At 64.0% G+C, this 13,190-nt stretch carries 13 protein-coding genes and 1 tRNA gene; 8 read left to right on the forward strand and 6 right to left on the reverse strand.

Features of this window, described 5'->3' with window-relative positions:
* Window positions 1-10: 10 nt before the first annotated feature.
* Window positions 11-496, reverse strand: a complete 486-nt coding sequence (locus tag ACKWRH_RS39430) for an L-2-amino-thiazoline-4-carboxylic acid hydrolase (protein ID WP_445217936.1) — start codon at window positions 494-496, stop codon at window positions 11-13.
* 473 nt (window positions 497-969) lie between these two features.
* Here ACKWRH_RS39430 and ACKWRH_RS39435 point away from each other — a divergent pair, with 473 nt between their 5' ends.
* Window positions 970-2,268, forward strand: coding sequence for a heme-binding protein (locus ACKWRH_RS39435; protein WP_445217937.1), 1,299 nt, complete (start codon window positions 970-972; stop codon window positions 2,266-2,268).
* A 159-nt stretch (window positions 2,269-2,427) separates the two neighbouring features.
* Window positions 2,428-2,952, forward strand: coding sequence for a DUF4440 domain-containing protein (locus tag ACKWRH_RS39440; RefSeq protein ID WP_445217938.1), 525 nt, complete (start codon window positions 2,428-2,430; stop codon window positions 2,950-2,952).
* A gap of 200 nt (window positions 2,953-3,152) precedes the next feature.
* Here the strand turns inward: ACKWRH_RS39440 and ACKWRH_RS39445 are convergent.
* Together ACKWRH_RS39445 and cpdR are read right to left on the reverse strand one after the other, a co-directional pair.
* Window positions 3,153-3,227, reverse strand: a tRNA-Val gene (locus ACKWRH_RS39445).
* Between the two features lie 74 nt (window positions 3,228-3,301).
* Complete coding sequence (cpdR, locus tag ACKWRH_RS39450) at window positions 3,302-3,661, reverse strand: cell cycle two-component system response regulator CpdR (protein WP_007597092.1); 360 nt, start codon at window positions 3,659-3,661, stop codon at window positions 3,302-3,304.
* A gap of 325 nt (window positions 3,662-3,986) precedes the next feature.
* On the opposite strand from cpdR, the gene ACKWRH_RS39455 reads away from it, so the two are divergent.
* The 4 genes from ACKWRH_RS39455 to ACKWRH_RS39470 all read left to right on the forward strand — a co-directional run bounded on the left by ACKWRH_RS39455 (window position 3,987) and on the right by ACKWRH_RS39470 (window position 8,193).
* Window positions 3,987-4,877, forward strand: coding sequence for an N-formylglutamate amidohydrolase (locus ACKWRH_RS39455; RefSeq protein ID WP_014491809.1), 891 nt, complete (start codon window positions 3,987-3,989; stop codon window positions 4,875-4,877).
* Window positions 4,878-5,424: 547 nt separating this feature from the next.
* The gene (hisN, locus tag ACKWRH_RS39460; RefSeq protein ID WP_282521865.1) at window positions 5,425-6,207 is read left to right on the forward strand and encodes a histidinol-phosphatase; all 783 of its coding nucleotides are present in this window, start codon (window positions 5,425-5,427) and stop codon (window positions 6,205-6,207) included.
* Window positions 6,208-6,229: 22 nt separating this feature from the next.
* Complete coding sequence (locus tag ACKWRH_RS39465) at window positions 6,230-7,207, forward strand: Bug family tripartite tricarboxylate transporter substrate binding protein (protein WP_445217939.1); 978 nt, start codon at window positions 6,230-6,232, stop codon at window positions 7,205-7,207.
* 191 nt (window positions 7,208-7,398) lie between these two features.
* Window positions 7,399-8,193, forward strand: coding sequence for a dienelactone hydrolase family protein (locus ACKWRH_RS39470; RefSeq protein WP_038935629.1), 795 nt, complete (start codon window positions 7,399-7,401; stop codon window positions 8,191-8,193).
* Window positions 8,194-8,269: 76 nt separating this feature from the next.
* Here ACKWRH_RS39470 and ACKWRH_RS39475 read toward each other — a convergent pair whose 3' ends face one another.
* Window positions 8,270-9,163: a LysR substrate-binding domain-containing protein gene (locus ACKWRH_RS39475; protein WP_445217940.1), complete on the reverse strand. Its 894-nt coding sequence runs from the start codon at window positions 9,161-9,163 to the stop codon at window positions 8,270-8,272.
* A gap of 92 nt (window positions 9,164-9,255) precedes the next feature.
* Between ACKWRH_RS39475 and ACKWRH_RS39480 the strand changes: the two genes are divergently transcribed.
* Entirely contained in the window at window positions 9,256-10,008 is a 753-nt protein-coding gene (locus ACKWRH_RS39480; RefSeq protein WP_445217941.1) for a sulfite exporter TauE/SafE family protein, read from the forward strand.
* A 3-nt stretch (window positions 10,009-10,011) separates the two neighbouring features.
* On the opposite strand, the gene ACKWRH_RS39485 is transcribed toward ACKWRH_RS39480, so the two are convergent.
* A complete protein-coding gene (locus ACKWRH_RS39485; RefSeq protein ID WP_038935626.1) occupies window positions 10,012-10,422 on the reverse strand; it encodes a GFA family protein in 411 nt (136 codons plus the stop codon).
* Window positions 10,423-10,488: 66 nt separating this feature from the next.
* Window positions 10,489-11,121 carry a LysE family translocator gene (locus tag ACKWRH_RS39490; RefSeq protein ID WP_445217942.1) on the reverse strand — a complete coding sequence of 211 codons (633 nt, stop codon included), beginning with the start codon at window positions 11,119-11,121 and terminating at the stop codon, window positions 10,489-10,491.
* A gap of 214 nt (window positions 11,122-11,335) precedes the next feature.
* Between ACKWRH_RS39490 and ACKWRH_RS39495 the strand changes: the two genes are divergently transcribed.
* Window positions 11,336-13,132, forward strand: a complete 1,797-nt coding sequence (locus tag ACKWRH_RS39495) for an adenylate/guanylate cyclase domain-containing protein (RefSeq protein ID WP_445217943.1) — start codon at window positions 11,336-11,338, stop codon at window positions 13,130-13,132.
* Window positions 13,133-13,190: the final 58 nt, after the last annotated feature.

A 13,190-nucleotide genomic window follows, 5' to 3' on the forward strand; every position in this document is an offset into this window, starting at 1 on the left:
TGCATTCCCTTCACCGTGATCCCCCCGAAACGCGCCGGTAGCGAAAATCGCAATGGCTGGCGCCCTGCATGATGGTCTGCGTGCGCGTAAGCTTGACGTCGGGACCAAACCCTTCCGCGGTCGCGAAATCGGCGGTGCAGACCAGGAGGAAGCCGAGCTCCGGTTCGCCCAGCGCCTTGTAGAAATCGGCATAGGCGCATCGCGTCACGTCGAACGCGAAGGCGTCTTCGGTCTGCGCGATCACGTCATAGGCGAGGGCATCGTCGCGGGCGTAGGTCTTGAACGCCGACGAGACGGCCTTGCCAAGATCGGTCTTGTTCTCGGTCTCATTCTTCGTTTTCCAGAACTCCTCGCCAAAACCGCGATAGAGATCGCCGAGCGCCTTGCGCACCAGTGTGTTGGCGCGCGCCTCGCCGAGCTCGGCCTGCAATGCCTTGACCAGCGGCACCAGCACCTGCGCCTGGATTTTTGCCTGCTCGATGACGGAAACGCTCATGGGCAGCTTCACTCGTCTCTCGTTGCTGCGACTCTTTGGCCCTGTGACCTGGCACACATTTGCGACCATCTTAAGGTTGTATGATAGCCCAGCATAACCGAAGCTGGCCAGTCGCCCGACATCCATTTTGATGATCTCATTGTCGAGCACGGAGAAGGAAGCAATGCTTCGCTCAGTTCGCAGGGCTCGGCTATTTCCCGACCGCACATTTGTCCGAACCGCAAGTTGAAAATCACGATCGATTCACGCAGATCCGTTCAGTATCCGGCCCGGCCGACAACGTAAGGCCGATCGATGTTCGTAGTCGGCACGCGCGCATGAGCGCGCGTGAACGATGTTGTCATGCCCGGCATCGGGCGGATCACGAGACGCGATCGGGATCACGAGGCGCAATAGCGCAGGACTCACCTGCCCGGACAGCCGGCCCGGGGGAAATGCCGGCATCGACAGTTGCAGCATCGCGAGGGATCACCATGGACGAGCCCAAACCACTCACCAGTGCATTCACCAAGACCGCGAATTTCTCCATCCACGAGGTCGACGAGGTGTTCAGGGACGCCGCGCAGCCCGCCGCGGGGGCCGCCGCCCGAGCTGCGCGTCCGCCGGTCACCTTGCCGCCCATCCTCGGTCCGCTGTCTGCCTTCACGGGCACCTTCACAGGTCAGGGGTTCAATACGATCTTCCGGCCCGACAGCAAGATCACGCCGACGCCGATGCCGGGGCCGATCAACACCACAGACCCCGACGACAACGTGCTGGAGCTGAATCTCACCGACGAGACGATGTCGTTCTCGAACAATCTCGGCTCGATCCCCAATCGTGGCTCGCTGCAGCAGGCGGACGCATTCCTCAACGGCGTGCCGTATCTCCAGACCATCAACGACATCACCACGGGAACGCCCGTGGGCATTCACTTCGAACCCGGCATCTGGCTGGCGGTGCCGGCCACCACCAATCCACACGAGCCGTTCACCGTTGCGCGCATGGCGTCGATCCCGCACGGCACGACGATCACTGCGCAAGGCACCGCGCTGCCTCCGGTCGCCGGCAAACCGACCATCGCGGCGATCGACATCACCCCGTTCATCGGCGGCAATCCGGGCAACAAGATCCCCTTCCAAAATCAGACCGCGGCCAACAAGACGACCCGCAGGCTACCTCAGGATCTGACCGCACTGATGGCCTCCGGCAAGCTCACCCAGGCCATGATCACCGACCCGAACACGGTGCTGCGCAATCAGATCGCGCATCAGACCATCACCCAGACCATCGCCATCGAGACATCCACGAAGCCCGGCACGCCGCTGTCCGGCGGCCCCTTGCCGGCCATCCCCTCGCCCGGCCCGCATCCGCAGGCGCCGAGCTTCGCCGGCGGCACCGCGAACATCGCGTTCCTTCAGGGCTTGCCCGTTCCGCCACCGGGCGGCAATGGCGCGAACGCCAACGCCTTCCAGATGGACGCGGTGTTCTGGATCGAGACGGTGGTTTACGACATCGACGTGCCGGCCCTGCCGCCGGGAACGCCGCCGGTGATCCTGCAACCGCGCCAGAGGAGCAACGTGCCGCTGGTTCCGAGCTTCGTCGCCGCAATCCCGTTCGTGCCCAACAAGGGCTTCAAGGGAGGCCACGTCAGGGTGGCGACGACGCAGATCCAGTACTCACAGAAGGTCATGCTGGATTTCGCCGGCCTGACCTGGCCGCACGTCTCCGTCGCATCGCTGGTGCCGGCAGCACCCGTGCCGATCCCGGATCATCTGTTGCCGCTGACGTGAGGCGGATGGCGGTGTGACGACGATGCGCCACGTCCGCGGCATCGGACGTGGCCTGAACCAACGCATCCGTGATGCAACGGTGACCGCCGCTCGCGCGATCCTGAAAAGCCGGCGCGGCGATCAATGGTATGATCATTGTCATCCAAAAGAGAGATGAACATGCCCCCTTCCAAGATGTCTCGAGGCTCGATCAGGCTGCGACCGTTTGCACGGCGCCGTCATGTTGCGGCAATTGCTGCAGCGCTGTTTCTCGCGGCGACCGCCTGGTCGACCGTGCCGGCGCTGGCCGCGGCAGATGATGCGGCGGCACGAGCCATCTTCGAAAAATTCATTGCCGCGCAGAATGCGCACAACGCGGACGACGTGAAGGCGATGCTGTGGAATTCGCCCGGCACGCTGTTGTTTGCGAGGGGCATCGAGACGCGAGGACGAGATGCGGTCGCGGACCGTTTCAAGGGCTATTACGAGGGCACCTGGCACCTCGAACCCGACATGTCGAAATTCCACGTCGCCGTGATCTCGAACGAGGTCATGCAGGTCCTCGTTCCGATCGTCTTCACGCGTGGCCTTCCCGGCAAGCCGCCCCAACAGAATACGTTTCTGATCAGCCAGACCTACGTGCGGGATGCGAACGGCTGGTCCGTCGCCTCCGTCCTGCCGGTCGCGAACACGGAACTGAAATAGCCGCGATCGAGTATGGTCAGGGCGTGGCTCGCTGCAGCACCGGGCAAATCCCGGATTGCGCTTCGCTCCATGCGGGCTATACGCACGCTTCGCAATGGCAGATTGTTTGGGCTTGCCTGGCCAAAGCTTGCGGCGGCAGCCCGCCTGCGCCCTTTGGGCTTCGGCGTGGCATCCTTCTCTCGGCTATCACGAGCGAAGGATGGTGGGCGCGACAGGGATCGAACCTGTGACCCCTACCATGTCAAGGTAGTGCTCTCCCGCTGAGCTACGCGCCCTAGATGTCGTCTAGATCGGGTCGGGTCCCTATAACGGCTCAGGGGAGCCGGTGCAAGGACGGAAGGGGGCCGATTTAGGCCGCCAGCATCTTGTTCACTTCGCTGACCAATTCGCGCAGGTGCACGGGCTTGGACAGCACCTTGGCGTTCTTGGGGGCGTCCGAATCCGAGTTCAGGGCGACCGCGGCGAAGCCGGTGATGAACATGATCTTGATGTCAGGGTCGAGTTCCGAGGCCCGGCGGGCGAGTTCGATGCCGTCCATCTCCGGCATCACGATGTCGGTCAGCAGCATCTCGAACGGCTCCTCCCGGAGCCGCTGATAGGCGGCCATGCCGTTGTCATGGGACGAGACCTGAAAACCAGCGTTTTCCAGCGCCTTGACCAGGAAACGGCGCATGTCGTTGTCGTCTTCGGCGAGCAGGATTTTGGGCATGGCAGGAAACGTCAAATCCCCAGAGGATATCAGCAGAGATCACTAAGCCCGACAGAGGGTAAATTTGGGGTGAAAATCTTTACCCTGGACTGCGCTGCCGGTCCCTTGTGAACCGGAATGCGGCGCGAATCAATCGAGCCGCGCTGGCGCATCCCCGCTTCCCTGCCCGCACGGTTAAGACATGTTCCAGCGCCGATCACATCTTTTCGCTTGGCAGAATGGTTGCGATTCCAGACAATGACGACACATAAGAGCCGCTCCACCGGCCGAATCAATTCGATCCGAGACCCGGATCCTGCGGCGCGAAGGGACGAAGCCTGAGAAGATGACCCGGTTTGACGGCGACGTGTCGCCCGCCTTCGAGATCGTGGAGCCCGCGCAATGGCGCGCGCCTGTCATCTTCAACTCGCCCCATTCCGGCTCGACCTATCCGGACGAATTCCTCAGCGCCTCCAGGATCGACCTGACGACGCTGCGGCGGTCCGAAGATTCCTTCATGGACGAGCTGATCGGCCATTTGAGCGAGCGCGGCTTTCCGACCGTGCGGGTCAACTTTCCCCGCTCCTATGTCGACGTCAACCGCGAGCCCTATGAGCTCGATCCCCGCATGTTCACCGGCCGGCTGCCGAGCTTTGCCAATACCCGCTCGATGCGGGTCGCCGGCGGGTTGGGCACCATCCCGCGCGTGGTCGGCGACGGCCAGGAGATCTACCGCGAACGCATCCTGGTCGACGATGCGCTGGCGCGGATCGAGACGCTGTACAAGCCCTATCATCGCGCGCTGCGCCGGCTGATCAACAAGGTGCACCAGATGTTCGGTACCGTGGTGCTGGTCGATTGCCACTCGATGCCCTCGGTCGGCGTCAGCAGGGACGAGCCGCGGCGGCCCGACATCGTGATCGGCGACCGCTACGGCACGAGCTGCACGCCGCTGCTTCCGGACAGGGTCGAGGAGACCATGGGTGGGCTCGGCTATTCGATCGGCCGCAACAAGCCCTACGCCGGTGGCTTCATCACCGAGCATTACGGCAATCCCGCAAGCGGCCTGCACGCGGTGCAGCTCGAGCTCAACCGCGCGATCTACATGGACGAGCGGCGACGCGAGCGCAGTCCGCGCTTTGCGCAAGTGGCAAGCGACTTCGGCGTGCTCGCCGACGTGCTGGCGACGACGATCCCGTTCGGCGATCTCGGCCCGTTCCAGGCCGCGGCCGAATAGACGCGAGCCGTCGCCCGGCGATCGCGTCGCCGATCAAACATCAGATCAAGCTGCCGGCGTATCGTGCGCCGAATCTTCGCTTCGCGTTTTCGCGCGCTCGAAGTGAAGATCAAGGCTCAAAGAAAAAAGGGCCGCTTCTGATGAAGAAGCGGCCCAAGTCTAGGGAGGAAACGCCCAAGGAGGGCAGCGGTAACGCAGAGCGCTACCGCACCGCAACAATATGCGGCCGCGGCGCACAAAGTGCAAGGCCTTTTGAGCCGTTTCCCATGCAATATGCACATGGCTCATTTGCTTATAGCGAAACCCAGATTCAGTTTCTTTGATAAGGAAATTCAATAGGTTGATAACCGTTTGCATACGAACAAGGCATACTCGGAACTAAGTTTTCAACTCTGTGATCGGTATTTGGCCAGCATATGACTGAGATGGGGCAGCCGGTTGCGGCATCCAAAATACCAGGGAGCAAACCAACTCAGCGCTGCACGCGGGAAGCGAATTGAGCTAGGCAGGAGCGAGCTTGACCCGACTTTCGTTTTGAGGATGCGCCGTGACGGTGATCGACTTCTCAGCCTTCATCGGACGGCTCGCCACCGCCTCCGGCGAAACCATCCTGCCGTTCTTCCGCACCTCGCTGTCGATCGACGACAAGAGCAAGACCAAGGATTTCGACCCCGTGACGGAGGCCGACCGCGCCGCGGAGGCGGTGATGCGCCGTCTGATCAAGGCGAGCTTCCCCCAGCACGGCATCGTCGGCGAGGAATTCGGCAATGAGCGCGAGGACGCCGATTATGTCTGGGTGCTCGACCCCATCGACGGCACGAAATCCTTCATCGGCGGCTTTCCGATCTGGGGCACGCTGATCGCGCTGCTGCACAAGGGCGCGCCGGTGTACGGCATGATGCACCAGCCCTTCATCGGCGAGCGCTTCTCCGGCGACAACGGCTCGGCCACCTATAAAGGCCCGTCGGGCGAGCGCCGGCTCCAGGTCCGCCGCTGCGCCGCGCTGTCGGAAGCAACGAGCTACACCACCAGCCCGCTGCTGATGAACGAGCGCGACCGCGCCATTTTCAGCCGCATTGAACAGGGCGCGCGGCTGTCGCGCTATGGCGGCGACTGCTACTCCTATTGCATGCTGGCGGCCGGTCACGTCGATCTCGTGGTCGAGACCGAGCTGAAGCCTTACGACATCGCGGCCCTGATCCCGATCGTGACCGGTGCCGGCGGCGTCGTCACCACCTGGGAAGGCAAGCCGGCCCAGGGCGGCGGCCGCATCATCGCGGCCGGCGACGCCAGAGTTCACGAAGAAGCACTGAAACTGCTCAACCAATAACAATCGCGAGCGGGAGGCTTGCATGACCATCTCACGCAGGCTGCTCGTTGAATTGTTCTTGGGATTGTTCCTGTTGCTGCCGTCACTGGCGTCCGCTCAGAATTTTCCCGCAAAACCGATCAAGCTGATCGTGCCGTTCCCGGCTGGCGGTCCCAACGACATCATCGCGCGGGTGATCGGCCAGCGCATGTCGGAGCTATCAGGCCAGCCGGTGCTGATCGACAACCGCGGCGGCCAGGGCGGCGTGCTCGGCACCGACGCGGTCTCGAAGGCCCCGCCCGACGGCTACACCATCGCCATCTCCTCGGCCGGCGCGCTCGCGATCAGCCCGAGCATGGAGCGGGTCGCCTACGACACCTCGAGCGACCTCACGCCGGTGACGCTGGTTGCGACCGTGCCGGAAATGCTTGTCGTCGCCACCAACGTGCCCGCAAAGGACATCGGCGAGCTGATCGCGCTCACCAAGGCGCAGCCCGGAAAGCTCAATTTCGCCTCCTCCGGCCCCGGCAGCCTGCCGCACCTCGCCGGCGAACTGTTCAAGCTGACGGCCAGGATCGACATCGTCCACGTGCCCTATCGCGGCGCTGCTCCCGCGGTGAACGATCTCCTGGGCCAGCAGGTGCAGATGACCTTCCTGGATCTTCCGGTGCTGCTGCCGCAGGTCAAGGCGGGCGCGTTGAAGCCGATCGCGGTCGGCTCGGCCGAGCGCTCCGCGACCGCGCCCGACGTGCCGACCACCGCGGAAGCGGGCTTTGCTGATCTTCGCATCGAGAACTGGTACGGCATGGTGGCGCCGAAGGGCACGCCGAAGGAGATCGTCACCGCGCTGCATGGCCTGGCGACGAAAGCCATGGCGGATCCCGCGGTGAAGGAAAAGCTCGCCGCCCAGGGCGCAACGTTGATCGGCGATGAGCCGGAACATTTTCGGCAGTTCATCGCGGATGAGACCGCGAAATGGGCCAAGGTGATCAAGGATGCCGGCGTCGAAACGGCGAAGTAGCGGCCGACTTGTTACCGAAGTGAATTGACGTGGATCTCGCCTGTTTTGCCCGAGGGGGTAACACAAGGAATTGCCGAGGGTCGGCGTAACCACGCAATCACGGCCCTGTGTCGCACACCGCCGCTTTCGCAGTCTGGCGCCGCAATGTCTGGCATGCCAATGTAATTGCGCCAAACCCGCGGGAGGTCAGCATGCGGACAATGATACTGGGAGCATTTTGCGCCATCGCAATGGTCACCAGCGCAAACGCCGCGATCAAGGAGGAGCCGGTCACCTATACCGACGGCGAGACCACAATGAAGGGCTTCGTCGTGTACGACGACGCCAGCCAAGCCAAGCGCCCCGGAATCGTGATGGTGCATGAATGGTGGGGCATCACCAATCACATCCATAACGAGGCACGGAAGTTCGCGCAGCAGGGCTACACGGCCTTCATTGCCGACATGTATGGCGACGCCAAGACCGCCGACAACCCAAAGGACGCCGGCGCGCTCTCGGGCGCGGTGATGAAGAACCCGGCAGTCATGGAGTCGCGCTTCAAGGCCGCGCGGGACCAGCTTGCCAAACAGGCTTCGGTCAATCCCCAGCAGATCGGCGCCGTTGGTTACTGCTTCGGCGGCGCGGTGGTTTTGAACATGGCGCGTGCCGGCGCCGACCTCGCCGCCGTTGCGGGCTTTCATGCATCGCTTGGTCTCAACACGCCTGCGCCAGGGCCGGGAACCGTCAAGGCAAAGATCCTGATCCTGAACGGCGCGGACGACCCCTTCGTGAAGCGCGAGCAGTACGATGCGCTCAAGAAGGATTTCGACGCCGCCAAGGCCGATTATCGGATCGTCGAATATCCGGGCGCCGTGCACGCCTTCACGAACCCCGAAGCGACCGAGCTCGGCACGAAGTTCAACCTGCCACTCAGATACGACGCCAAGGCGGATCAGGAAGCCAAGGCCGAGGCGACCAAGTTTTTCGCCGCCGACCTCAAAAAGTAGACAGAAAGGGCCACCTTTTGGGTGGCCTTTTCGAGCTTGGCGAGCTGCGTCGTCTCCAGACCTTCAAGATCGTGTCTCACCTCTGAACTTCGGCACGCAAATAGTCCACCAATTGCTTGGCGGGGCGCGGCAATGATTTGAAGCTGCGGGCGCAGATCGTCAATCTTCGATTGGCCCAGCCATCGCGGATCCTGATGGCCACGATCGGCATCGATCTCGCGCAGCGCCTTGCCGCGGTTTCCGGAACAACGGCAATCCCGACATCGGCGGCGACCATCTGGCAGATCGCGTCGAAATCGCGCAGGCGGGCGCGAACGCGAAGGCGGGCACCGAGCTTCGCCGCATGCCGGGAGATGTGGACCTGCAACGCAGTCGACGCCGTAAGCCCGACGAAATCGCGTTCGGTCACCTCCTGGAAGTCGATCTGGCGACGACTGCCGAGGTCGCTTCGGCGCGCGGCCACCAGCATCAGCCGGTCCTCGCTGAACAGAAATCGTTCGACGCTGTCGGGCAGCGCGTGCTCCGCCGCGAAGCCGATATCCGCAGCGCCGCTGACAATCGCGGCGGCGATGTCAGCGCTCTCGCGCTCCTCGACGTCGACATTGATATCGGGATGCTCGCGCAGGAATGCCGCGAGCGCCCGCGGCAGGTGCTCCGAGAGCCCCGACGTGTTGGCAAGCAGCAGCACGCTCGCCCGCACACCGCTGGCATAGGCGGCGAGATCGCCTTGCAAGGCCTCGACATTATGGATGACGATGCGGGCGTGATCGAGCAGGCTTTCACCAGCGGCCGTCAGCTCGACGCCGCGGCGCCCGCGCTTGAGCAGGGCAACGCGGAGTGCATCCTCCAATCCCTTGATCCGCGCGCTGGCCGAAGCCAGTGCCAAATGCGATCGCTCGGCGCCGCGGGTGATGCTGCGCTGGTCGGCGACCGCGATGAAGAGCTGGAGGTCGACGAGGTCGAAGCGCATGGCGGGATTCTCCTCAGCCTCCGCCAGGAACGAAGGCTGTCTCCGTAACCTCCAGATTGTGCCGGCGCGCGGCTTCGGTCAATGTGCAAGATATGATCGACCCGCTCCTCATCCTCATCGCCGCCGTCTTCCTGATCGCCGGATTCGTCAAGGGCGTGGTCGGGCTCGGCCTGCCGACCGTGTCCATGGGCCTGCTCGCGGTGAGCATGGCGCCAAGCCGCGCGATCGCCATCGTGATCGTGCCCGCCATCGTCACCAATATCTGGCAGACCTTCGCCGGCCCGCACTTGCGCGACATCCTGAGGCGGCTGTGGCCGCTGATGATCGGCACCGTGATCGGATGCTGGCTCAATGCCGGCGCGCTGACCGGTCCCCATGCCCGTTACGGCACGATCGTGCTCGGAATCCTGCTCGTGATCTACGCGATCATCGGGCTCAGCAAATTCAAGTTCCACGTCGCGCCGCAGAACGAGAAATGGGTCGGCGGCGTGGTCGGCGTGATCACCGGCGTGATCTCGGCCTCGACCGGCGTGCAGGTGATCCCCTCGATGCCGTTCATGCAGGCGATCGGCATGGAGAAGGACGAACTGGTGCAGGCGCTCGGCGTGTTCTTCACGACCGCGACGCTGGCGCTCGCCTTCAATCTCACCGCCGGCGGATTGCTGACGCCGGCGAACGCCGTGCCGGGCGCCGTGGGCATGGCCATGGCCTTTGCCGGCATGTTCGTCGGCCAGTCGGTGCGGGCGCGGATGCCGGCGGAAGCGTTTCGCCGCTGGTTCCTGATCGCGATGATCCTGCTCGGCCTCTATCTCGCCGGCAGCGCACTGCTGAAGGAGTTCGCCTGAGGCCTACGATTTGGGTTCGTAGCCAGGCACCCATTTTTCGTGCTGGGGCAGATCGTCCTGGATCGTCCACCACGGTGCGCGCGACGAGGTGAAGACGTGGAGGCGGGGCCTGACATCGGGGTCGTCATCGAGCAGGCCGGCGGGAATGCTGACGGTCGGCAGATAACTCGCCTTGCCCGGCGTCAGGCAGCCGCAGGTCTTGCAGCGATGGCGGAAGCTCCCCGGTGCGGATTCGTAAGCCACCGTCATGTCCTCGCCGGCAACAAAGCGAAACTTGTCGGCATCGACATGGGCATAGGTGGCGAAGGCCGCACCGGTCAGCTTGCGGCAATTGGCGCAATGACAATGCGTCAGCGCACGCACCTGATCGATCTCGAAACGCACGGCGCCGCATAGGCAGCTTCCACCAACCATCGAAACCTCCCCACGCGGCCTCTATCGGGCCGACTGCATGCCGGACCAGTCATTCGTTCGAATGAGTTATCGCGTCTCCAGCATGGCGACGCGGATGCCGAGATAGATGAAGAGGCCGCCGAGCGCGCGGTTGACCCAGGCGATCGCGCCCTCGGAGCTCCGCAAGCGATGGGCGGCCCTTGCCGCGAACGCCGCCAGCACCAGGCACCACAACGTTCCCGTAAAGATGAAGATCAGGCCGAGCGTCAGGAAGGCGAGCGGCTTGTGCGGGGAATCGGCTGCGACGAATTGCGGCAGGAAGGCCAGGAAGAACAGCGCGACCTTGGGATTGAGCGCGTTGGTGAAGACGCCCTGGAGGAAGACCCGCCGCAGCGGGCTGCGCACCGGCTCGTCGATGACTGCGGCTAGCGCCGGGCGCGACCACAGCATCTGAAGTCCTGTCACGACGAGATAGGCCGCGCCGACCAGCTTCAGGATCGAGAAGGCGGTCGATGAGGCCATCAGCAGGGCCGAAAGGCCGATTGCCGCGCCCGCGACGTGGAAAAAGCAGCCGAAACTGATGCCGAGCGCGGCCGCGGCGCCGCCCCGCCAGCCCATCTGCATGCTGCGGCCGATCACGTAGACCGAGTCCGGGCCAGGCGTGATGTTGAGCAATATGCCCGACAGGATGAAGAGCCAGATCTCGTGAATGCCCAGCATGTGAGGTGCCCCCGTCAGCCTTGAAAGGCGGGCTTATTCGGTTCGGCCGCCGCCGTCCACCGCCAGGATTGCGGAGAATTTACCTCAAATTTGCAATGCGGATGATGCTTCCGCTCGGCCTTATCTGCTCTATAAAGGCAGGGTTCTTGGAAATGCGGGATTCGAGGCGACTGCCACGCGGGGGCCGGTCATCGATCCCTTGGAGCTCCGGATTATGGAAAGACGTCTGGCCGCCATCGTCTGCGCCGATGTCGCCGGCTATTCGCGCATGATGGGCAGCGACGAGGCCGGCACCCATGCCGCCTTCAAGGCCCATCGCAGCGCGATCCATCCCATCATCCTCAACCATGGCGGCCGCGTCGTCAAAAACACCGGCGACGGCTTCCTGCTGGAGTTCCCGAGCATCGTCGGCGCCGTCGAGGCCGCAATCGCGATGCAGATGCTGATGGCGGAGCGCAACCATCACCTGCCTGCCGAGCGCGCCATGCAGTTTCGCCTCGGCATCCACATGGGCGACGTCATCGCCGACGAGGACGAGGTCTTCGGTGACGACGTCAACATTGCCGTCCGCCTCGAATCGGTGGCGAGCCCCGGCGGCTTCGCCATCTCGGCCAAAGCCTACCGGGAGGCGAGCAAGCACCTGACCGCGCTGCTGGTCGATGCCGGCAACCATCGCTTCAAGAACATCAAGGACCCGATCGGGGTCTGGACCTGGATGCCCGACGGAGCTCCGGCGCTCGCGCCCGAGCTCCGGGAGGCGTCGGCGCTGTCGCAGCAGTACCGCACAGCGATCGTCGGCGTGCTGCCCTTCGCCAATCTCAGCGACGCCCAGGACGAATATTTCTCCGACGGCCTCACCGAGGATCTGATCCACGCGCTGTCGCTGCAATCCTTCTATCGCGTGCTGAGTCGCAACTCGACCTTCGCGTTCAAGGGCAAGAACACCAGCACCCGCCTGATCGCGCGCGAGATCGATGCCACCTATCTGATCCAGGGCTCGGTGCGGCGCGCCGGAGCCAAGATCCGCGTCACCGCCGAGCTGGTCGCGCCGGAGACCGGCGAGCAGCTCTGGACCGGCCGCTACGACCGTGACATCGGCGACCTGTTCGCGATGCAGGACGAGATCACCACCAATCTGTCCGCCGCCATCGCCACCGAGATCGTCCGTGCCGAGGCCTCGGCGCCGGCGCGGCTCTCCACCGACGTGACCGCCTGGGACCGCTTCCTCAAGGGGCTGTCGCACTACTACCGGCAGACCAAGGAAGACCTGGCCACCGCCGTCGGCCTGTTCCGCGAAGCCATCAGCCTCGACCCCAAACTGTCGATCGCGCACGCCTATCTCGCCACGATCCAGATCCAGAGCATCCAGTTCGGGTGGGTCAAGGGCACGCGCGAGATGTGGGCCGAGGCGATGGCCCTCGCCGAGACCAGCGTCCGGCTCGACCCGCGCTCCTCCTTCGCCTTCTCGATCCTGTCCTGGGCGCATGCCATGGAGGGCCATTACGAGGCCGCGATGGACGCCGCCAAGCGCGCGGTCGCGCTGAACCCCTACGACATGGGCGCGCGCGGCGTGCTCGGCATCTGCCATTTCGTCATCGGCGAGCACCGCGAGGCGATCGAGCTGTTCTCGATGGCCGCCCAGCGCGACAACAGCGACCCGCGCTACCAATGGGCCGCGCTGAACGCCTTCAGCCATTATCTGCTGGGGCAATACGACGCGACCCTGTCCTGGGCCCGCGAGCAGCTCTACATCAACCCGAACCACATGCAGGCGCTGGCGATCCGTGCCGCGGCGTTGGCACAGTTGGGCCGGGACGATGAGGCGGGCGAGGCCGTCGGCGTGCTGATGCGCAACTACCCGACACTGAATGTCGATCGTCACTTGCGCAATTTCCACTGGAAGCGGCCCGAGGACCTTGCCCATTACCGCGAGGGGCTTCTGAACGCGGGCGTGCCGCTCAGCAAGCTGACCCTGGTGCAAAGCGACGTCAAACGCGCGGCCGAGTCCTGACAGGCGGGCCTTCTCGGTCCCGACCCGGCCCCTTCGCAAAACCGCGGGCCGGCTTTTA

It is taken from the genome of Bradyrhizobium sp. Pa8 (genome assembly GCF_052588265.1).

Coding starts and splice junctions, on each gene's coding strand:
- ACKWRH_RS39470 (WP_038935629.1), top strand. CDS start 7,399: ATGCGGACAATGATACTGGGAGCATTTTGCGCCATCGCAATGGTCACC.
- ACKWRH_RS39435 (WP_445217937.1), top strand. CDS start 970: ATGGACGAGCCCAAACCACTCACCAGTGCATTCACCAAGACCGCGAAT.
- ACKWRH_RS39475 (WP_445217940.1), bottom strand. CDS start 9,163: ATGCGCTTCGACCTCGTCGACCTCCAGCTCTTCATCGCGGTCGCCGAC.
- ACKWRH_RS39485 (WP_038935626.1), bottom strand. CDS start 10,422: ATGGTTGGTGGAAGCTGCCTATGCGGCGCCGTGCGTTTCGAGATCGAT.
- ACKWRH_RS39490 (WP_445217942.1), bottom strand. CDS start 11,121: ATGCTGGGCATTCACGAGATCTGGCTCTTCATCCTGTCGGGCATATTG.
- ACKWRH_RS39455 (WP_014491809.1), top strand. CDS start 3,987: ATGACCCGGTTTGACGGCGACGTGTCGCCCGCCTTCGAGATCGTGGAG.
- ACKWRH_RS39465 (WP_445217939.1), top strand. CDS start 6,230: ATGACCATCTCACGCAGGCTGCTCGTTGAATTGTTCTTGGGATTGTTC.
- ACKWRH_RS39440 (WP_445217938.1), top strand. CDS start 2,428: ATGCCCCCTTCCAAGATGTCTCGAGGCTCGATCAGGCTGCGACCGTTT.
- ACKWRH_RS39480 (WP_445217941.1), top strand. CDS start 9,256: ATGATCGACCCGCTCCTCATCCTCATCGCCGCCGTCTTCCTGATCGCC.
- ACKWRH_RS39495 (WP_445217943.1), top strand. CDS start 11,336: ATGGAAAGACGTCTGGCCGCCATCGTCTGCGCCGATGTCGCCGGCTAT.
- cpdR (WP_007597092.1), bottom strand. CDS start 3,661: ATGCCCAAAATCCTGCTCGCCGAAGACGACAACGACATGCGCCGTTTC.
- ACKWRH_RS39430 (WP_445217936.1), bottom strand. CDS start 496: ATGAGCGTTTCCGTCATCGAGCAGGCAAAAATCCAGGCGCAGGTGCTG.